This window comes from Marinifilum caeruleilacunae (genome assembly GCF_013141825.1).
Classification (GTDB): Bacteria; Bacteroidota; Bacteroidia; order Bacteroidales; family Marinifilaceae; genus Marinifilum; species Marinifilum caeruleilacunae.
Map to the genome: position 1 here is coordinate 50,352 of NZ_RZNH01000027.1, position 19,962 is coordinate 70,313.

The following is a 19,962-nucleotide window of genomic DNA, read 5'->3' on the forward strand; positions in this document are numbered from 1 at the left end:
GGTTTCTAACCCAAAACTTCTTTCATTTTCTTTCCAATATCAGCTGGCGATTTTACAACGTGAATTCCAGCTGCCGCAAGAGCTTTCATTTTTTCCTCGGCAGTTCCTTTTCCACCTGCAATAATCGCACCGGCATGTCCCATACGTTTTCCAGGAGGAGCGGTCTGACCAGCAATAAATGCAACTACAGGTTTGTCAACATTATTGGCAATGTATTCTGCAGCTGTTTCTTCATCAGAACCTCCAATTTCACCAATTAATACAATGGCTTCTGTTTTAGGATCTTCGCTTAGTAATTTCACTGCATCGATATGTTTGGTTCCAATAATTGGATCACCACCAATTCCAATTGCTGTTGATTGTCCAAAACCTGCTTCGCCCAATTGGTGAACCGCCTCGTAAGTTAAAGTACCCGATCGAGAAACAATACCAATGGTTCCTGGCTTATGAATAAAGCCTGGCATGATACCAATTTTGGCTTCTCCCGGCGTAATTACACCCGGACAGTTAGGACCAACTAAGGTGGTTTTCGGATATTTCTTCAAGAATTCATGAACCTTAAGCATATCAAAAGTTGGAATTCCCTCAGTAATACAAATTACCAGTTCAACACCTGCTTCGGCAGCTTCCATAATGGCATCGCCTGCAAATGGAGGTGGAACAAAAATTACGGAAGCATTAGCCCCGGTTTTTTCTACAGCACCTTTCATGGTATTGTAAATTGGAATTTTATCCATGAATAGTTGACCACCTTTACCTGGGGTAACACCGGCAACTACATTTGTTCCATATTCAATCATTTGCTGGGTATGGAAAGCCCCTTCGGAACCAGTGATTCCCTGAACCACTAGTTTTGTATTTTTATCTACTAATACACTCATTACGCTTCAATTGTTTTAAGAGTTCCTACTACTTTTTCAGCTGCATCTTTCAATTCAGTAGCTGCAATAATATTCATTCCTGATGCTTCCAGAAGTTTCTTCCCTTCTTCGGCATTGGTTCCTTGTAATCGAACCACAATTGGTACTTTAGTATCGATATTTTTAATTGCCTCGATCACCCCTTTGGCTACACGATCGCAACGTACAATACCTCCAAAAATATTAATCAAAACTGCTTTTACATTTTCATCCGAAAGAATGATTCTAAAGCCTTTTTCAACGGTTTCGGCAGATGCTCCACCACCAACATCAAGGAAGTTGGCAGGCTCGCCACCTGTAAGTTTAATGATATCCATGGTTCCCATTGCCAAACCGGCTCCGTTTACCATACAGCCAATATTACCTTCTAGTTTAATGTAGTTCAAACCTGAGCGTCCGGCTTCGATTTCCAGTGGCTCTTCTTCATCCAAATCACGAAGCGCAACAATATCCTTATGACGATACAATGCATTCTCATCGAAATTTGCTTTGGCATCAAGAGCAATTACATCACCCTCTTTGGTAACTACCAATGGATTGATTTCGAAAATAGAAGCATCGGTTCCCATATAAGCTTTATATAGTGCCATAAGAAACTTCACGCCATTTTTAAAAGCATCGCCAGTTAGATTTAGGGCAAAAGCCATCTGTCTGGCCTGAAATGGCTGAAGGCCAACAGCTGTGTCTACTACAACTTTAACAATTTTCTCAGGAGTTTCTTCAGCTACTTTCTCAATTTCCATACCTCCTTCTGTCGATACCATAAAGGTCACAGCAGAAGTTGCACGGTCCATCACAATACCTGCGTACAATTCGCGATCGATATTCGAAGCGGCTTCAATTAAAACTTTCTTTACTAATTTTCCTTCTGGGCCAGTTTGATGAGTAACCAGTGTCATTCCCAAAATGTCGTTCGCATATTGGGTAACATCTTGAGCAGTAGGTGCAAATTTAACACCACCACCTTTTCCTCGTCCACCAGCGTGAATTTGGGCTTTTACTACTACGGGTAGGCCAAGTTCGGCTGCAGCTTCTTCAGCTTCCTTTACCGAAAAGGCAATTTTGCTTTCTGGCACAGGAACGCCAAACGAGCGTAAAATTTCCTTTGCTTGATATTCGTGAATCTTCATTCTATAAAAATTTTTGTTAGGCTTGGAATGACCTGCAAAAGTTCTGCTGGTATTGTTTTTACTTGATTTTGAACAGATTTAGGCAAGTCGATTAATAATGATACAAATGTTAATTTTTAGATGAACTTAAATATATAAATATCTGCATGGAATAAAAAGATGATTCCAATGAAATTTAAGGATTTTCGCATCTTTAATTGACTGATAGATGTAAGTGATTGATTTGCACCGTGTAGGTGTGCTGTTATTCTTTTTCGATGCCTTGATAGATTTCGACAATCAGTTCACTCACTACGGATATGAGAATATTTCATCAGAAAGACTTAACTTCATAGCAAAATATGATTTTATGTATCCGATAGAATTACGCTTAAATATCTTTTCCTTATTAATTTTGTTAGGAATCTGCCAGGGATTCTTCCTCACTTTCTTCTTTTTTAGTAAAGAGAACCGGAAAATATTGGCGAATAAGCTATACGGATTTTTTATTGCCGCACTCTCATTAATGATATTGGAGCATTGGTTAAACTATACCGGTTATCTGCCAAAAGTAATAGAGATTGATAACTTTTCTGAGCCGCTTAATTTTTTTATTGCTCCTATGGCCTTCATCTATGTGAAGGTATGCATTCGTTCAGAATTTAATAGGCGAGATTTATGGCACCTGGCATTTTTTGCTTTTTATTTGATTTACTCTTTCGGATATTTTTTACAGACCAACGAATTCAAATTCAACTCTTTCCTTTGGGTCAATCATCCAGAACTACCTAGAATTGAGGCTGAAGAAATTTTTAAATCGGATATTCTTGGATTGCGAAGCATTGTGAACGATTTGACTCTGCTAAGTTTTCTGGTGTATACCGGCCTGTCTTTAAGATTGGTGATTAAAGAGATAAAAAAGAGGAATTTACAATTTTGGAAGCTGAAAGATGCACAATTGAGTTGGTTGAGAAATTTGGTTTTGCATTTTTCTGCAATCATTGTCATTTTTATATTTGCCAAATCTTTCTTTGGCCGCGATTTGGGCGATCACCTCATAGGTGCCTATACTGCGATTATCATGTACCATATTAGTATACAAGTATTTCGCGAATCTCAATTCTTTAGAAAATCGGCAAGTTCTGAAATTGCCGGAAAATATTCCAAATCATCCCTTAGCGAAGAGCAAAAAGATGAAATTCTTCAAAAACTAAAACAGGTAATGAATGAAGAAGAATATTTTGCCAGTAATATGGCTTCTTTACCTGAGTTGTCTAAAAAAGTCTCATCGGTTCCGCACCATGTATCGCAGGTAATTAACGAACGCTTACACAAAAGTTTTTTTGAGTGGCTTGCCGAACAAAGAATCGAAAAATCGAAAAGTATCTTATCTAATCCGGAAACGGCAAAAATTACCATCGAAGAATTGGCCGAGGTGGTTGGATACAATTCAAAATCGTCATTTAATAAGGCATTTAAAAAACAAACTGGCCTTACACCAAGTCAATTCCGCAATAACACTTAACTGCCAGTAAATCAGAATGTAGAAAAAGTGTGTGGTGTGCCCGCCTATAAACAAACACGGTGCGCCAATAGGGAGAGTTTACAATTTTCCTGAATCTGAACGTACTTTGATTCAAATAAAAGTCGCAAACTAAATAAATAGAATCATGGAACGAACAGATAGAAGATACGAGGTAGATTGGTTACGAATCTTACTAATATTAAGTGTATTTATTTTTCACATCGGAATGTTCTTTAATACATTTGGCTGGCATGTAAAAAACAATGTGCAGACAACAGATTTAAATGCATTAATGTCTTTCCTGCATATTTGGAGAATGCCACTCCTATTTTTTATCTCAGGTGCAGGAACCTGTTTTGCTTTGGGCAATAAATCGCTTGGGAGATATGCTTCGGAACGCAACAGAAGACTTATGATTCCATTCTTGTTTGGAATTTTTACCTTGGTTCCCATACAAGTGTATCTCGAAAAGGTGGATCAATACTCTTCATTACTTGATTTTTACACCCACATGTTTGAAGGAACCTATCCTGAAGGGAATATGAGCTGGCACCATTTATGGTTTATTTTATACCTGTTTTTTATTTCTATGGTGGCCATTCCTGTAATCAGTTGGCTAAGAAGTACCAATGCTGCATCTTTTTTCACTTTTGTTGATAAACTGGTTAGTAAAAAAGGTGGCTTATTACTTTTGGTCATTCCTATCCTAATTTCACAACTGATACTAAGACCACATTTCCCCAATAGTACACATGGTTTTGTTGACGATTGGGCATATATGGCGCTTTATTTCATCTTCTTTATTTATGGATTTATTTTTGCAAAAAGTAAGATGTTTGCGCAGAATCTGATCAAACAACGATATATCAATCTAATTGCAGCCATTGTGGCAACTGTTCTTCTTTTTAGCAGAAATTATATCAGTGAAAATGATATGTGGCAAAACTACTCATACCTGCTAACATCCATTTTGGTGGCCTGGTTTGTTGGACTGGCAGCTCTGGGTTTTAGTTTCAAATACCTAAACTTCAACTCTAAATTCAGAAAATATGCCAACGAAGCAATTTATCCATTCTACCTTTTGCATCAGCCCATTATTCTTTTAATAGGTTTTTATATGAAAGATTTAGAAATGAGCATTGCACTTAAGGCCTTTTACCTTACCTCTTTATCTTTGGTTGCAAGCATAGGTATTTATGTATTCCTGATAAGGCCATTTAATTGTATGCGAATTGTTTTTGGCTTAAAAGCCCGTAAAAAAGAACAGCTGCAAGTAAAAGTCATACCGACTAAATCCTAATAAATACAGTTTAGAAAAGTTCACTCATCGGGTGAACTTTTCTTTTTTTACCAGCATTATAGATCAAAAACAAGGAAAACATGTAAAAACTCCCATTTATCGATTTTTTTGAAGATTCTCCCGATTAAATGTCTGTTGAACGCTTTGTATTTTGTAATTTCAAACTCAAACGAAGAAAACGAGAACCAAACATTATCATTTAGTGGCCATAGATGATAATTTTTAATCCAGAAGCCTTAAATACCATTCTGGATTATTTCTCAGAGCCAATAAATTGTTCTAATTTTAATTAATTCAATTTTAAAACTGATAAAAAAATGAGCGCATATTTTAGCAAGGTAAAAGATTACCTATTGAACTTAGAATACAACATTGTACAGGAAGATTTAGCAGAAGAACTATTTGTAGTTGAAAATCCTGATGGAGGAATTGCAAACCTGGTTGTTGATTGTGAAGATCCGATTCTGATTATTGAAGGATTGTTATTCGAAATTAGTGGTGATAAGGATGATATATTTAAATCGCTATTAATGAAAAACAGGGAAATAGTACATGGTGCTTTTACTCTTGACGAAACGGGAACAAAAGTATTGTTCCGCGATACTCTTCAACTTGAGAACCTTGATCAGAATGAATTGGAAGCTACTTTAAATTCGTTAGAATTGCTACTTAGCGAGTACTCCGAGGAAATTATTTCATTTTCAAAATTGTAAACGACTAAAAGATTAAAAAAGATATGGGAATTTTTAGCAGATTATTTAATGTGGGTAAAGCAGAAGCTCACGCAGCTATAGATAAATTGGAAGATCCTATTAAGATGACCGAACAAGGCATCAGAGATCTTAAAAAAGACCTGGATAAAAGCTTACAAGCTTTGGCTGAAGTAAAAGCTTTAGCCATTAGAAGTAAAAGAGAATTGAACGAGCAAAAGTCGATGGGACAGAATTATGAGCAAAAAGCCATTCTCCTATTGCAAAAGGCCGAAAAAGGTGATTTAGATGTTGCTGAAGCAGAACGTTTGGCAACAGAAGCACTGGCCAGAAAAGAAGAAGCGATTGCCAATGCAGCTCGTGCACAGGAAGAAGTAAATCGATTCGATCAGAATATCAGTCAGCTTGATGCCAACGTGAAGAAGTTGAAATCAACAATTTCGCGTTATGAAAACGAATTGCGTACCTTAAAAGCTCGTGCTCGCGTAAGCTCGGCAACACAAAAAATTAACAAGCAACTTTCTGGTATCGATAGTTCGGGAACCGTTTCGATGTTAGAAAAAATGAAAGATAAGGTAGCACAGCAAGAAGCAATGGCCGAAGCTTACGGGGAAATTTCTGTTGAGAACAAAAGTTTAGATGATGAGATTGATGCAACACTAAACGAAACAAATGTGAAAGCTTCGAATGCCTTGGAAGAATTAAAGGCAAAGATGAAGAATAAGGAATAGCTGTTTTACAAATTGAACGAAATTAAAAATGGGATTAGCCGATTTTTTTAGAAAGAAAAAACAGCCCACGTATGACAGCACCAATATCCGGGTAACCGACCTGGATGTTGGTTTTGTTTTTGAATACGACCTTGAATCCTGGGAAGTTCAGGCTTGTTTTGAGTACGACTGGGGAGATAATTTTTTCACACAGGAGTTTAAAATTTTTAACGGAACAAAAACCAGGTTTCTGTCTGTAGAAGATGATGATGAGCTGTATTTATCTGTTTCGGAAAAAATAAAAACCCGTCAATTGGGTCAGGAAGTTCATGAATCTTTGCTTGATAAACAAAAAGCTCCTGCATCTTTCGAATACGATGGTAGAAAATACTTTATGGACAAAGAATCGCCAGGCTTTTATAACGATGTAGCCAAGGGAGATGAATGGGTTGAGTTCATTTCATGGGATTACGAAGATGAATCGGGCGAGTATATTGTGTGTATCGAGCAATGGGACGAACAGGAGTTTGAAGCCTCTGCAGGAAAACGAATCAAAGAATTCGAAATCTCTAATATCTTACCAAAATAGAAAAAGGAATTGTGGGTTATGAATTAAAAATGATCAAATCGGTCGTTTAATTCATAACTCATAATTGATAATTCAAAATTAGATTTTATGAATAGCACAGCAAAAGTTGTACTTGGGATTTTAGTGATGTTTTTTATTGTGAAAACTTGTGGAAGCTGCGATTCTTCTACCTCACGTCAACAAACATCGAGCTCTCAGGTTGCAAAAACATGGAAAAAATCTCCGGTTGATGAATTGATCAAAGAACTAAATGGAGAGCAGAATTTCTCGATTATTTTATTCGATATGGATGCCAATGAATCGGGAAGTGACTACAGGCATCAATACCAGGTATTGATTCAAAAACCTGATACCGTTCTTGAGAAAAAGACAGATTGGAAAGAGGTTGATGAGGCATTTTTCTCTCAGCATATCAATGATATGGGAATGGAAATTGCCACGAAAAAAGATGGTAAACTCACCAAGCAAGCAGTTCCTGCAGGTTACAATCATTATGTAGGGAACGAAAAATATGGACGCTGGGAAAACCGCGGAGGTTCTTCATTTTGGGCATTTTACGGGCAATATGCTTTTATGTCGTCGATGTTTAATATGATGACTTATCGTCGTTCTTATTGGGACGATTATAATCGTGGTGGATATTATGGCGGATCGAGAGGGTATTATGGCCCAAATAGCAGCAACCCGGTTTATGGAACCAAAAGTTATACCTCCTCAACTTCTGGGAAAAGCAGTACTTGGGGAAGTAAGCCAAATACTTTTAAAGATCGTGTAAGAACCAAGGTGAGCCGCTCTTCCAACCAGTCGAGCAGATTTAGCTCTACTCGTTCAAAATCTTCCAGTACAGTAAATAAGAGAACCAGCAGAAGTTCTTCAAGGTACAAATCGAGTCGCTCTACACGCTCACGTAGTGGTGGATTCGGAAAATAAAAACGGTGTATAACTCATAGACTTAAAATTATGATTTCATTATCAGAAATTTCCTATATCATTTATGATGCTGTGGTATATATCGCCGTGGCTTTTATTATTTTCCTGATTGGAAAATTTGTGTATCAGCTTCTTCATCCATCCTTTAAGGTAAAAGAAGAGTTGGTGAAGAAAGATAATTTCGCTTTTGCAGTTGCACATGTTGGCTATTATATTGGTTTGCTACTTGCAATTGGGAGTGCAATTGTTGGTCCTTCGAACGGATTGCTAAACGATGTAATTGATATTTTCGTTTACGGTATGTTGGCCATTGTCCTTTTAAATTGCTCTATTTTCCTGTCTGATTATTTAATGCTTCGAAATTTCTCTATCCGTAAAGAAATTATCGAAGATCAGAATGCCGGTACGGGAATTATTGAAGCTGCGGTTTCCATTGCTTCAGGTTTGATTATTTTTGGAGCCGTATCGGGCGAAAGTGGCGATATGCTATTCGGAATTTTAACAGCAGTAGTATTCTGGGCATTTGGTCAGTTGGCCTTAATCCTTACCACGCGTTTCTACAATTGGATTACGCCATACAATATTCACGACCATATCGAAAAAGACAATGTAGCGGTAGGAATCGGATTTGCCGGGGCAATTATTGCCATTGGTAACCTAATTCGATTTGGCTTGGTTGGCGATTTTGAAGGATGGCTTCCTTCTTTTGCTGAAACAGGTTTTGAATTGGTGGTGGGTTTAATTCTATTGCCTGTAATGCGTTTAATTACCGATAAGATATTGCTTCCGGGCGAAAAATTAACCGATGAAATTATCAACCAGGAGCATCCAAATGTTGGGGCAGCATTGGTGGAAGCCTTCGCATATATTGGAGGATCGGTATTAATTACCTGGTGCTTGTAAGTAATTACGAATTCCAAATTAATAATTACGATATCGTGAAAAACTGGAATGATAAATTAAAGGTTTAATGGTTGAAATTGCTATTCAACTCGTAATTCCTAATTCGTCATTCGTAATTTAATCTTTGTGTTTAAGAATAAATCGACATTATTAAAGGCAGCAATTTTTGCCACAGGTTTTTCTGGTGTAGTAGCAGAGTATATTCTATCTACACTGGCTACCTATTTTCTTGGCGACTCCAATCTCCAATGGGTAATGACCATTTCATTGATGTTATTCTCCATGGGACTCGGTGCCCGTTTCAGCAAGATTTTCGAGAAGAATTTGCTGAAGGTTTTTTTGTTGCTGGAGTTTACATTATCGGTTCTGGTTTCGTTCGCACCATTACTCGTTTATACAGCATCGGCATATACCCAGGCAATTGGAATACTGATATATACATTAGCCATTTTTGTTGGTTTGTTAATTGGGATGGAAATACCATTGGTCATTCGCATTAATGACGATTACGAAAAGCTAAGGTTCAATATTTCCAATATTTTGGAGAATGATTACTATGGCAGTTTGCTGGGAGGTATCTTTTTTGCGTTAATTGGCCTGCCGATATTTGGATTGATTTACACGCCATTTATTTTAGGCTTTGTAAATTTCTCTGTTTCAATCGTTGTCCTGATTTTTCTTTGGGACTTGTTGCAATCGCAGGAACGTAAAAGCATTACAACAATAGGAGCATTAATTTTGGTATTACTCACTGTTGGGATATTTATAACCGACCCGGTAATTCGATACGGAGAGCAACAAAAGTACGCCGATAAAGTGGTTTATTCAGAGCAGACCAAATATCAACGCATTGTAATTACTCAATGGAAAAACGATTACTGGTTGTACCTCAATGGAAACCAGCAACTGTGTACCCGCGATGAGGTAATGTATCATGAACCATTGGTACACCCGGCGATGAGTTTGCATCCAAATCCGGTGAATGTTTTGGTGCTTGGAGGCGGCGATGGCTGTGCAGTTCGCGAAATCCTGAAGTATCCAAAAGTTGATAAAATCACTTTGGTAGATTTGGATCCAGCCATGACAAAATTGGGTAAATCACATCCAATATTAACCGAACTGAACGAAAACTCGCTGCACCACGAAAAAGTAGTGATTCACAATGCCGATGGATTTACTTTTCTGCAGGAAAATGATGACTATTACGATATCGTTATCATTGATCTTCCCGATCCACGTTCGGTTGAGTTGGGCAGGTTGTACTCATTTGAGTTCTACAAACAGTGTTATCGACACATGCGACCTGGTGGGGTTATTGTAACGCAGGCAGGAAGTCCATATTTTGCAACAAGAGCATTTTCCTGTATTGTAGAAACCATGAAAAGTTCAGGTTTTGAAACCGTTCCTATGCACAACCAGGTAATTACACTTGGCGAATGGGGTTGGAGCCTGGGCGTAAAACAAGCCAATGGCGATGTAAAAAAGAAGTTAAGACAATTAGAGTTTGATGTACCAACCCGTTGGATCAACAATGAAGCCATGGCTTTAATTACCTCTTTCGGAAAAGATTATTATCCGTGGGAAAAAGATACTGTACTTGTAAACCGTATTCACGAACCAGTATTGTATAAATATTATTTAAAAGGAAATTGGGATCTGTATTGATAATGATTCATGAGATACGGACAGTGCATTAAAAATTGAATGCAATGGAAAAAACTAAAATATTAGCAGCAAAAATACACAACCTAAGGTTTTGGGTCACAGAGTGCGATCCGATGCTTTTAAAGGTGAGATTTCAGAACTACCTTGAGGAGGTAGGTTTTGTTATTCTAAACTGTGCCGATCATCATTTTCCTGTGCAAGGATACACTGCACTTTGGATGCTGGCGGAATCGCACCTGGCCATTCATACTTTTCCCGATAAAGGTTACGCCTATATTGAGTTAAGTTCTTGTAACCAAAGTAAATCCGAGCACTTTAAAAGCTTGATCGAAAAAAGCGATTTGCAGGTAAATTGGAATGGCGAAGGAATAGAGATATGTAAGCCTTCTGAAAATTAATAACAGACCAACAAGATGCGTAAGAAACTGATATACCTGGCTGCATTTGCAGTATATGTTATGGCCATTCTTTCGATTCAATGGTTCGAAAGCCAATCGGCCGATTCGAATATCAAAACCATTGGCGATGCATTTTGGTATGCAATTGTTACGCTAACCACAGTAGGTTACGGCGATTTTTACCCGGTTACACTACCTGGAAAGATCATTGGCTTACTGGTAATTATTGGTAGTTTAGGAATATTAGGTTTTTTAATTGGTGAAATAACGGTAAGATTTAATCAGTATATGGAAAAGAAAAAAAGTGGTTTTTGGGGAACCGATTTCGAGAATCATTATGTGATCATTGGTTGGAACGAATTTGCACAAAAAGTAGCAAATCAAATCATTCATGCCGGACAAAAAGTGGCAATTGTTACCAATTCTAAAACCGATTTAGACTTAATATCAGATCTCTATTCATCGAAAGATGTCTTTTCTCTTTTTGCCGATTATTCCAATATTGAAGCCTATCAAAAAGTGAATATTGATCGTACCAAGCGTGTTTTTGTAAATTTCGACAGCGATTCGGAAACCCTTGTGTTCGTCATCAATCTAAAGAAGCAATACCCCATGGCAAATGTTGTGGTGCGCTGCTCAAATCCTAGTTTGAAAGAAACTTTTTTAAATGCCGGAATCGATCATGTGATTGCACAAAACGAGGTCGCTTCCAAATTGGTGGCTTCCTATTTGTTCGAACCACATGTGGCAACTTATACCGAAGATCTTATTGCAACCAGTGTATCCGAAGATGATAACGATATTCAACAATATTTAATTACCCAGGAATGCCAGTTTGCAGGATCCGATTATATGGATGCATTCTTAAAATTAAAAGTGGATTTTAATGCCATTCTAATTGGTTTGGTGCAGGATGGAAAAATCATCAAAAATCCTGTTAAAGGAACAAATGTACAAACCAATAATTACCTGATATTAATATCAAGCGGCGATACAAAAAAGGCACTGGAAAACTTTTTTGGCGTAAAAGAGGGAGAATAGAACCACAACAACATCTTAATTGTTTTACATTTGGGCGTTTCCCTGGCGGGTCGGGCTTTCCGTTCAAACTCCTCGCTCGTTCCTCGCTGTGGGGTTTCCACTACAATCCCTAACGCAGGGCCGAATCCCTAATCGCAGGAAAATATAAAGTTTTCGCAAAAAAAAAAGATCTTCTAATCAGGCGAGTAACCCACATCATCAGGTAGGTTTGGAGCTTGAGAGGCCATAACAGCCAACTCGTCGGCACGTTCGTTGCCAGGAATATTGGCATGTCCCTTTACCCAAACAAATTTTACATTGTGTTTCTTATATATTTCAAGAAATCGCATCCATAAATCAGCATTTTTTTTACCCTTAAAACGCTTTTTTACCCATCCAAATACCCATTTTTTTTCTACCGAGTCAATCACGTATTTCGAATCGGAGTAAATGGTGACGTCGCATCCCGGGTTTTTAAGCGATTCCAAACCAACTATAACAGCCAGTAATTCCATACGGTTGTTGGTGGTAAGCTTGTAGCCCTGGTTTAAATCCTTACGATGTTTGCCCGAAATTAATACAACTCCATATCCTCCCGGACCCGGATTTCCACTTGCTGCACCATCGGTAAACATTGTAATTTTTGCTGACATATTGTATTGCTTTGGTTTTCTAATTCAAAAGTAGGCTTTTTCTGCTAAACTTGAAGTTTGAGAAGGAACACTTTCCCTTTTTCAAGGAAATAAAAAAAAGGATGTCCGAAAAATCAGACACCCTTAATAATATGTTGTGAGTGGTTAATTACTTCACGATAGTCAATTCGTCGATGATGTTTTGTGCACCGGCAAACTTGTCGATGATGAAAAGCGTGTAACGAATATCAAGGTTAATACATCTTTGAAGATTTTCTTCGAAGTCGATATCACCCGACATAGCTTCTGAGTTTCCATCGAAAGCAGTACCAATTAATTCACCATTTCCGTTAATTACCGGAGAACCAGAGTTACCACCTGTAATGTCGTTGTTGGTTAAGAAACAGGTTGGTAATTCGCCATTTTTATCGGCATACTGACCGTAATCTTTAGCCTTGTACAGTTCCTTCAATTTAGCTGGAACCTGGAATTCGTGGCTAGTTGGATCTTCTTTTTCCATTACACCTTTCAAAGTTGTGTAGTGATAGTAGTATGCACCATCTCTTGGCTCGTAACCACCTACATTACCGTAAGTTAAACGAAGTGTAGAGTTTGCATCAGGAGCCATTAATTTTTTCTTGTTGATTTGTAATAAACCATCAACAAACAAACGTCTTCCTTTATTTAATTCTTCAGTTCCTTTGCTTGCAGCCTGGTAAGCACTCATGTGAGCTTTCGAAATAGAACTACCTGTTCTGTACAAGAAGTCATTTTCCAATACTTCAGCATCTGGAGCTTCAAGGAATTCGTTGAATTTCGCTTCTGTTGCAAATACAGAGTTTGCATATACAGTTTCAGCAAATTTGTTAAAATCGTTATCGTATTCTTTTTCGATAATTTCAAAAATCGACGGACGATTCTCCATAGCAATGTGATCTGCATAGAAAGCAAACAAACCAGCCATTAATTTCTGATCGGTCGGAGCATTGTAATCCTTATAAAATTTCTTACCCGATTCCTTCATCGCTTTAAGCACTTTTTCAATGGCTTCAGCATCTTGAGTTTCAGCTTTAAGAAGTTTTAATAATCTTCCAGCTCTTGCTGCAAAACCTGGAGCTTCAGCACCTCTTGCCAATGCTTCTCCAATGTATGAAGCCTGGTAAGCAGCATCTTTTCTGTCGGCATAAACTTTCTTAATCATGTTAAGAGCTTCGCCATACATAGCAGCACGTTTTGGTTTTTCATTGGCCCAATCCAGAAATTCTTTTTCAATCTCTTTTTTGTGACCCATTGTGTTTAGCTTCTTCAAAGCTTTATTCTGCTCGTTTGAGTATTTCCAATAGTTTGCACTACCTGCATGCTTCGAAGCGTACTGTATTCTTACTTTTGGATCTTTCAACATATCATTCATCATGATATCCAATTTTACTGTACGGATATCGTAACGATTTTTGTTGGTAATCTTCATTGTTTCTTCCAATCCAAAAGAAGTCAGGTAACGATTCGTAGTTCCTGGGAATCCTAAAATCATTGCGAAATCTCCTTCTTCCACACCTTTAACCGAAATAGGAAGGTGATGCTTAGGCTTCAATGGTACATTTTCTTCTGAGTATGCAGCAGGTTTTCCATCAGCACCTGCGTAAATACGGAATAAAGCAAAATCTGCAGTATGACGTGGCCACATCCAGTTATCTGTATCACCACCAAATTTACCCATCGATTGTGGAGGAGCACCTACCAAACGAACATCTTTGAAAATTTCATAAACGAATACGAAATACTGGTTGCCGTTGAACATGCTACGTACATTCGCTTTGTAATGAGTACCCTCTTCAGCTTTTTCTTCGATAGCTGTAGCTGCTTTTTCAATTGCTTTGTAACGATCTTCTTCCGACATGTCGTCTTTTACATCCTTCAAAACAGCCTTGGTTACATCTTCCATTTTTACCATAATAGAAGCTGTAATTCCTGGGTTTGTTAATTCTTCTTTTTTATTGTAAGCCCAGAATCCGTCTGATAAATAATCGTGCTCTGGAGTCGAGTGAGATTGGATTACACCGAAACCACAGTGGTGGTTGGTAAGGAATAAACCCTGATCAGAAATAATCTCACCTGTACAGAAGTGACGGAATGGTCTTCCTTCGCTTCCTAAGCCAACAATAGCGTCTTTTAAACAAGATTCATTTACTTTATAGATATCTTCAGCTGTAAGCTTGAATCCTTTTTCCTGCATTTCTGCAGTGTTTTTCTTTAAAAGAGATAAAAGCCACATTCCTTCGTCTGCTCTAACAGTAGAGAAGCAAAGCAAAAGACTCAATCCCAATACGAATGATTTTAAGTTTCTCATTTTAGTTGAATAATTTTAAATATAATCCAGGTTGTTGATTGTGAGTCAAAACCTGGAGTGTTCGTTGTGTCCTTTTATTTTGTTGACAAGCAAAGTTAGTATTATTCTATCTATTTTGCAGATTCAATAGAGTATTCCAATTAAGCTTTGTTGTCTATTTATCAGAAAATCAGTTAGATATTGTGTTTTAGCCTTTGGAAAATTAGATGAACGTATTGATTTTCTCGTTAAAATAAGTCATAATCAGCTGTTAATGAATTGCTTGTTAGAATTGAAGTTCCATTTGGTCGGGAAGTAATCCAAAACTTTTACGGTGATATGGACTAATGCCATGTTCTCTAATGGCCAACCTATGTTTTTTGGTTGGGTAGCCTTTGTTGCTGTTCCAAGCGTAATTCGGATATTGCTCGTGTATTTTCATCATGAAATCATCACGATAAGTTTTTGCAAGAATAGAAGCCGCAGCAATGGCTGCATATTTTCCATCACCCTTAATCACACAGCTGTGTTTAATGTCTTTATAAGGATTAAATCGATTGCCATCGATTAAAAGATGTTCGGGCTTGGTTTTTAGCTGATCGACAGCACGATGCATAGCCAGAAATGAAGCATTTAAAATGTTAATCTGATCTATTTCTTCATGATTAACAATGCCTACAGCCCAGGCAATTGCTGCATTTTCGATGCATTCTCTTAACTGGTAACGTTTCTTTTCTGATAACTTTTTCGAATCGTTAAGCATTTCGTTTCTGAAATCGACAGGTAGAATTACTGCAGCCGCAAACACAGGTCCTGCAAGACAACCACGGCCAGCTTCATCACAGCCAGCTTCAATTTCATTTTTATTAAAAAAGGGAGCTAATACACTCATAAGAAATTAAATTTCCGACAAATATATGGCAAAATAAAGTCAGGAAGAATGATGTGTGCAAATTACTTCTTGTATTTAATGGTGCGGGCATTATTAATGAATTCCGTTTTAACTCTTTTCGGATTATCAATGATTTCATAAAACCTGTCGAAGTAGTTTAAAACCCTCTCCTTTTCCTTATCATTTAAATAGGGATTAGAGACATAAACATCATAAAGAGCCTCCTTTTTCATTCTAAATTCTCTGAAAATGTATTCCAGATCTTTTGGTGATCTTTTGTAGCCCCGGTACAATCTATCATGTATCGACTTGATGTTAAGTTTTGGATTTGGTACAGCATAAGGTGCATTTACCAGGCTGGCCCAATCGAAATCGTACGGGACCGGAATGGGGCGTGAAGTTGGTGTTTTCGCAATCAGTTTGATGTTGTGAAGGGTTGGAACTCCCCAGTCGGTATTGCCAACCAGGTATTGAAATACAGCCAATTTGGTTACTTTTCCAATTAAGGTATGATCCTGGTGGATTTTTTTCTCATAGCGTGGAATTTTACCATTTCTTTCGGCCATTGCTTCAAAATCTTCAATAAAAAAGGCGTACTTTTTTAATGGACCCATCTGGTTTTTACTGTCTTTATATGTGATTTCGGCAAGGCGAACTCGAAAGCTTTCTGGAGTAAATAGGTTATATGCTTTGTAAATCAGGTATTCCTGAATTAGCATTTGCTCATACCTTTGGCTTTTGTTATGGCAGTGTGTTACCATTTTTAGTTTTCCTTGTCCGTGAAACAGGGTGTAACTCGACTCAGCTTTGTTAAACTTGATTCTCATTGGTGGAAAAGGACATATGCTTCGATCTTTTCTAAAGTTTCCTCTTGTTTTCATCTGCACGCTCATGGAAACAATGGAATCGCCCAAATAATAAGATAAACGGGCACGATGGTATTTGTTTTTTTCTCCTATATCTCTTACCAATGATCTTAAATCGGTTGTAATGGATAACTGAATTAAGCTATCCGATTCGAATAAGTTGGGAGCCCGATATATGGTATCGCTGTCTTGGTTTTCCTGCGATAATCCAAGTGTACTGATACCAGTCAGGAGTATCAGTAAAAGTGAAAAAAAGATATGTCGGATATTCGAATTCATTGAGTAGTGGGATTTGTTGGTTTAAGCTGTTCTTACTCCATGCCTTTATCGCTTAATTCGGCATCGGTTAGAATATTGTTGCCAACCACATCTTTATAAAAAATGGTAAGTCTGATGCTGTTTTTTGCCAAATCGATCTGGCCAATCTTAAAACGATTGATTACGAGTCCTGTACGTTCTTTAATATCCTGTCGTAATAAATCATGCTTGTCAGGATGAATTAAATCCATTCGGTCGTAAATAATGGTTCTTCGAGCCATGTGTCTTCGCATCCAAATCCTTTCCATCACCCATGTGGTTAGCATGAAAGCGATATTGGTAAGAAGAATTTCGCTGTAACTTACATCTCTTCTTGCCAATGCATTAATAATAGAAATGGTGATGACCAAAAACAAGTAGGTCATTTCACGTATCGGAATGGTATCGGTACGATAACGGATAATGCCGAATATGGCAAAAAGTCCAAGTGCAAAACCAAGTTGTAGATCAATATTTCCTAATAGAAAACAGAGGAAAAATACGGTTGTACTTATCATGATGTAAGTAAAAACATATGTTCTTTTCCCTGTTGCCCTAAAATACACATAGTTAACAACAAATACCGTTACTGCAAGATTTAGAACAAATCTTATGAGTAACTCTACCAAATTGTTCGAAATGATAACAGTATTAGGTACTTCTATTGTACTTATGAGACTGGTGAGTAGTTCCATTGTGTTTCAGCTTTATCGTAATCGTTCTTTCTCTTTGTGTGCAAATATCCGATAATATTTTTGATTCTCAATCAATAAGGCTTGGTCAATATACCGGGGGTCTCCAATAGGAACATCCATAGCAATGAGCTTAAAAGAGTAAAACGGGTAAACCCTTGCCACCGGCGTATGACCAAAAATTATTACAATTGATTCATAAAAATCAAGAGTTTTTATCACTTCAGCCAGGGAAATTCTATCGTAATTTGGTGTTCTCGACATGTACCCCCTGTACCATAAAGGACCATATGAATATAAGAATAAATCGACTAATGTTGTATCTTCAAGATGCGCATAATTGTTTAAATGATACCTCATTTTTACATTAACGTCATCAATTTTCATTTTTTTCTCCAAAAATTGAGGTGAAATCCCCCCATGAACAAAAAGTTGATCACCGATACGCAGCAAGGTATTTTTTGAGCGCAACCAGATTCCCAAAACTGAGCTCTTGTCGAAAAAATGAGAATAGTGAAATTTGATGTGCCTGGCTGCATGTTTGTATTTACTATCAACATACCTGTCATCAAACAGTAAGGCCATCATTTCGTGATTGCCAATAATATAATGTACCCTTCCACCAGCCTTTTCTGCCTGTATTTCCAACTGAAAAATCAACCATAAGCATTCTGTTACCTGGCTCCCCCTATCAAATACATCACCTGTAAATACAATATGCCCATCACCAAAAATCCATTGATTCTTGTCATTAATAACCTTGTTGTATCGAAGTATTTTGCTTAAGGCACTTAGTTCTCCGTGGATATCTCCCAATACGATTATTTTATCGGCTTTTTCGTATATCCCTGTACGAGGACTTATTTTTTTAGGGATCGTATAGCTTGAAGTGTCCGTACCAGCAAATCCTTTAAAAACGAGGGTGTCATTTTTAAAACGGAAGTATTTTGAAATTTTTTTGGTTTTATTCTTAGTGCTATCGTGCTGAATATAAAATGCTTCGACCCTGTTGTTGGATGTGTATCGTATGTGAGGCCCTTCCACATAGGAAGCCACCAACAAACTATCTGCTTCGGTATCTTTTTGCGAAAATCCTTGAAAGCTGCCAGAAATCAGAAATGTAAGGGTAAGAAGAAAAGTATATATATTGAATAATCTCATTAAAATCAATCTTATTTAGAGTAGTTAAAGATAAGATTATTTTTCATATGGACTGGGAAATTGTGATGATTGCTATTTTTAATGTTTTGTTGATTATGGATAGAAAAGAAGCATTAATTTTGTGTTCAAAATAAATTTGCAGATGTATACAAAAGAGGAAAAAAGAGAGTTTAGAATTCAATTTTGGGATGGTTTTAAAAGATACTCGAAGAAACAAGGGCGTAAAATGACTTCCTGGGTTTTGAAAGGTACACAAATTAAAGAAGCTCAATTAAAGTTCGATTTAAATGAAGATGGAGCTTTTGTAATGTTGCAAATAGATAGTAAATCGGATTCAAAAAGATATTCGGTTTACGACAAGTTTTTGAAGTACAAGCCAGTTGTACAGGATACATGTGGAGAGGATCTTGTGTGGGACAAAAATTACTTTATTAAGGGATTCAAGGAGGTAAGTGCAATCTACTTTCAATTCCATAAGGCTTCGGTATATAATAAGGAGTGCTGGGATGAATATTACCAGTTTTTGTTCGAAAAAATGACTCTCTTGGAAGAAGCCTATCTGGATATTAAGGAAGTTGTGCAAAATGATTAAATTTTTTTTAATCGCTTATCTGCTTGATTGATAGTGTGAAAAAGTCTTGTGTTCTTTGTTTTTACTGGACTTGTTAAAAATTTATTACTAAAATTTTGTTTTCGATTAAAAGGCTCTTATCTTTGCAACCGCAAAACGAAAGAGATAAGTCTTAAGATATATTGCGGGGTGGAGCAGTTGGTAGCTCGTTGGGCTCATAACCCAAAGGTCGTCAGTTCGAGTCTGGCCCCCGCTACTAAGAGTTGAGCTTTGATTGAATCAAAGCTTATTTTTTCGCCGAAAGGCAAATAATTAAGACAGAAAATATCTAAAAATATATTGCGGGGTGGAGCAGTTGGTAGCTCGTTGGGCTCATAACCCAAAGGTCGTCAGTTCGAGTCTGGCCCCCGCTACTAGAACAAGCCGAAAGTTTATACTTTCGGCTTTTTTTTTTGTAGTTTAATGTGCTATGTTTGATGTGTACGTTCTTTATTCTCCCCAATACGATAAAATTTATATTGGATATACAAGTGACTTGCAGGCGAGATTTTTATCTCATAATGAGTTGGCCACTAAAGGTTATACCATGAGGTATAGRCCTTGGGAAATTCTGTACACAGAATCATTCCATACAAAACAGGAATCAATGAAAAGAGAGAGGCAGCTGAAATCTCATCAGGGAAGAAATTTTATTCGTGAATTGATTAAAAGGAATTATGGAAAGTTAATATAATAATGGCAAATTG

The 19,962-nt window shown here is 37.3% G+C and carries 20 protein-coding genes and 2 tRNA genes; 14 read left to right on the forward strand and 8 right to left on the reverse strand.

Annotated elements, in window-relative coordinates; translation table 11 throughout:
* Positions 1–5: 5 nt before the first annotated feature.
* Positions 6–881: a succinate--CoA ligase subunit alpha gene (sucD, locus tag ELS83_RS14915; RefSeq protein ID WP_171596358.1), complete on the reverse strand. Its 876-nt coding sequence runs from the start codon at positions 879–881 to the stop codon at positions 6–8.
* Positions 881–2,050, reverse strand: a complete 1,170-nt coding sequence (sucC, locus tag ELS83_RS14920; RefSeq protein WP_171596359.1) for an ADP-forming succinate--CoA ligase subunit beta — start codon at positions 2,048–2,050, stop codon at positions 881–883. The genes sucD and sucC overlap by 1 nt, the downstream gene beginning before the upstream one ends.
* 214 nt (positions 2,051–2,264) lie before the next feature.
* Between sucC and ELS83_RS14925 the strand changes: the two genes are divergently transcribed.
* The 10 genes from ELS83_RS14925 (at position 2,265) to ELS83_RS14970 (ending at position 11,800) form a co-directional block, all read left to right on the forward strand.
* A complete protein-coding gene (locus ELS83_RS14925; RefSeq protein WP_171596360.1) occupies positions 2,265–3,554 on the forward strand; it encodes a helix-turn-helix domain-containing protein in 1,290 nt (429 codons plus the stop codon).
* Positions 3,555–3,699: 145 nt separating this feature from the next.
* Complete coding sequence (locus tag ELS83_RS14930; RefSeq protein WP_171596361.1) at positions 3,700–4,854, forward strand: acyltransferase family protein; 1,155 nt, start codon at positions 3,700–3,702, stop codon at positions 4,852–4,854.
* Positions 4,855–5,171: 317 nt separating this feature from the next.
* On the forward strand, positions 5,172–5,567 hold the full coding sequence (locus ELS83_RS14935; RefSeq protein WP_171596362.1) for a CesT family type III secretion system chaperone: 396 nt from the start codon (positions 5,172–5,174) through the stop codon (positions 5,565–5,567).
* A 23-nt stretch (positions 5,568–5,590) separates the two neighbouring features.
* Positions 5,591–6,295 carry a PspA/IM30 family protein gene (locus tag ELS83_RS14940; protein ID WP_171596363.1) on the forward strand — a complete coding sequence of 235 codons (705 nt, stop codon included), beginning with the start codon at positions 5,591–5,593 and terminating at the stop codon, positions 6,293–6,295.
* A gap of 28 nt (positions 6,296–6,323) precedes the next feature.
* Entirely contained in the window at positions 6,324–6,863 is a 540-nt protein-coding gene (locus ELS83_RS14945; RefSeq protein ID WP_171596364.1) for a DUF4178 domain-containing protein, read from the forward strand.
* Between the two features lie 87 nt (positions 6,864–6,950).
* On the forward strand, positions 6,951–7,793 hold the full coding sequence (locus tag ELS83_RS14950; protein ID WP_171596365.1) for a hypothetical protein: 843 nt from the start codon (positions 6,951–6,953) through the stop codon (positions 7,791–7,793).
* Positions 7,794–7,823: 30 nt separating this feature from the next.
* Entirely contained in the window at positions 7,824–8,696 is an 873-nt protein-coding gene (locus ELS83_RS14955) for a DUF350 domain-containing protein (RefSeq protein ID WP_171596366.1), read from the forward strand.
* A 126-nt stretch (positions 8,697–8,822) separates the two neighbouring features.
* A complete protein-coding gene (locus ELS83_RS14960) occupies positions 8,823–10,361 on the forward strand; it encodes a polyamine aminopropyltransferase (RefSeq protein WP_216616591.1) in 1,539 nt (512 codons plus the stop codon).
* 44 nt (positions 10,362–10,405) lie between these two features.
* On the forward strand, positions 10,406–10,759 hold the full coding sequence (gene speD / locus ELS83_RS14965; RefSeq protein WP_171596367.1) for an S-adenosylmethionine decarboxylase: 354 nt from the start codon (positions 10,406–10,408) through the stop codon (positions 10,757–10,759).
* 15 nt (positions 10,760–10,774) lie between these two features.
* Complete coding sequence (locus ELS83_RS14970) at positions 10,775–11,800, forward strand: potassium channel family protein (RefSeq protein WP_171596368.1); 1,026 nt, start codon at positions 10,775–10,777, stop codon at positions 11,798–11,800.
* Positions 11,801–11,973: 173 nt separating this feature from the next.
* Here ELS83_RS14970 and rnhA read toward each other — a convergent pair whose 3' ends face one another.
* The 6 genes from rnhA to ELS83_RS15000 form a co-directional block, all read right to left on the reverse strand.
* On the reverse strand, positions 11,974–12,432 hold the full coding sequence (gene rnhA / locus ELS83_RS14975) for a ribonuclease HI (RefSeq protein ID WP_171596369.1): 459 nt from the start codon (positions 12,430–12,432) through the stop codon (positions 11,974–11,976).
* Positions 12,433–12,580: 148 nt separating this feature from the next.
* Complete coding sequence (locus ELS83_RS14980; protein WP_171596370.1) at positions 12,581–14,758, reverse strand: S46 family peptidase; 2,178 nt, start codon at positions 14,756–14,758, stop codon at positions 12,581–12,583.
* Positions 14,759–15,023: 265 nt separating this feature from the next.
* Entirely contained in the window at positions 15,024–15,629 is a 606-nt protein-coding gene (gene rnhB, locus ELS83_RS14985) for a ribonuclease HII (protein WP_171596371.1), read from the reverse strand.
* A 62-nt stretch (positions 15,630–15,691) separates the two neighbouring features.
* Positions 15,692–16,774: a hypothetical protein gene (locus ELS83_RS14990; protein ID WP_171596372.1), complete on the reverse strand. Its 1,083-nt coding sequence runs from the start codon at positions 16,772–16,774 to the stop codon at positions 15,692–15,694.
* 32 nt (positions 16,775–16,806) lie between these two features.
* Complete coding sequence (locus ELS83_RS14995; RefSeq protein WP_171596373.1) at positions 16,807–17,487, reverse strand: DUF4956 domain-containing protein; 681 nt, start codon at positions 17,485–17,487, stop codon at positions 16,807–16,809.
* A 12-nt stretch (positions 17,488–17,499) separates the two neighbouring features.
* Positions 17,500–18,645: a metallophosphoesterase gene (locus tag ELS83_RS15000; protein ID WP_171596374.1), complete on the reverse strand. Its 1,146-nt coding sequence runs from the start codon at positions 18,643–18,645 to the stop codon at positions 17,500–17,502.
* 142 nt (positions 18,646–18,787) lie between these two features.
* On the opposite strand from ELS83_RS15000, the gene ELS83_RS15005 reads away from it, so the two are divergent.
* The 4 genes from ELS83_RS15005 (at position 18,788) to ELS83_RS22700 (ending at position 19,949) form a co-directional block, all read left to right on the forward strand.
* Entirely contained in the window at positions 18,788–19,237 is a 450-nt protein-coding gene (locus tag ELS83_RS15005; RefSeq protein ID WP_171596375.1) for a DUF4268 domain-containing protein, read from the forward strand.
* A gap of 162 nt (positions 19,238–19,399) precedes the next feature.
* A tRNA-Met gene (locus tag ELS83_RS15010) sits at positions 19,400–19,472 on the forward strand.
* Between the two features lie 84 nt (positions 19,473–19,556).
* Positions 19,557–19,629, forward strand: a tRNA-Met gene (locus ELS83_RS15015).
* A gap of 56 nt (positions 19,630–19,685) precedes the next feature.
* The gene (locus ELS83_RS22700) at positions 19,686–19,949 is read left to right on the forward strand and encodes a GIY-YIG nuclease family protein (protein ID WP_171596376.1); all 264 of its coding nucleotides are present in this window, start codon (positions 19,686–19,688) and stop codon (positions 19,947–19,949) included.
* Positions 19,950–19,962 lie beyond the last annotated feature (13 nt).

Coding starts and splice junctions, on each gene's coding strand:
- sucD (WP_171596358.1), bottom strand. CDS start 881: ATGAGTGTATTAGTAGATAAAAATACAAAACTAGTGGTTCAGGGAATC.
- sucC (WP_171596359.1), bottom strand. CDS start 2,050: ATGAAGATTCACGAATATCAAGCAAAGGAAATTTTACGCTCGTTTGGC.
- ELS83_RS14930 (WP_171596361.1), top strand. CDS start 3,700: ATGGAACGAACAGATAGAAGATACGAGGTAGATTGGTTACGAATCTTA.
- ELS83_RS14935 (WP_171596362.1), top strand. CDS start 5,172: ATGAGCGCATATTTTAGCAAGGTAAAAGATTACCTATTGAACTTAGAA.
- ELS83_RS14940 (WP_171596363.1), top strand. CDS start 5,591: ATGGGAATTTTTAGCAGATTATTTAATGTGGGTAAAGCAGAAGCTCAC.
- ELS83_RS14945 (WP_171596364.1), top strand. CDS start 6,324: ATGGGATTAGCCGATTTTTTTAGAAAGAAAAAACAGCCCACGTATGAC.
- ELS83_RS14950 (WP_171596365.1), top strand. CDS start 6,951: ATGAATAGCACAGCAAAAGTTGTACTTGGGATTTTAGTGATGTTTTTT.
- ELS83_RS14955 (WP_171596366.1), top strand. CDS start 7,824: ATGATTTCATTATCAGAAATTTCCTATATCATTTATGATGCTGTGGTA.
- speD (WP_171596367.1), top strand. CDS start 10,406: ATGGAAAAAACTAAAATATTAGCAGCAAAAATACACAACCTAAGGTTT.
- ELS83_RS14970 (WP_171596368.1), top strand. CDS start 10,775: ATGCGTAAGAAACTGATATACCTGGCTGCATTTGCAGTATATGTTATG.
- rnhA (WP_171596369.1), bottom strand. CDS start 12,432: ATGTCAGCAAAAATTACAATGTTTACCGATGGTGCAGCAAGTGGAAAT.
- ELS83_RS14980 (WP_171596370.1), bottom strand. CDS start 14,758: ATGAGAAACTTAAAATCATTCGTATTGGGATTGAGTCTTTTGCTTTGC.
- rnhB (WP_171596371.1), bottom strand. CDS start 15,629: ATGAGTGTATTAGCTCCCTTTTTTAATAAAAATGAAATTGAAGCTGGC.
- ELS83_RS14990 (WP_171596372.1), bottom strand. CDS start 16,774: ATGAATTCGAATATCCGACATATCTTTTTTTCACTTTTACTGATACTC.
- ELS83_RS14995 (WP_171596373.1), bottom strand. CDS start 17,487: ATGGAACTACTCACCAGTCTCATAAGTACAATAGAAGTACCTAATACT.
- ELS83_RS15000 (WP_171596374.1), bottom strand. CDS start 18,645: ATGAGATTATTCAATATATATACTTTTCTTCTTACCCTTACATTTCTG.
- ELS83_RS15005 (WP_171596375.1), top strand. CDS start 18,788: ATGTATACAAAAGAGGAAAAAAGAGAGTTTAGAATTCAATTTTGGGAT.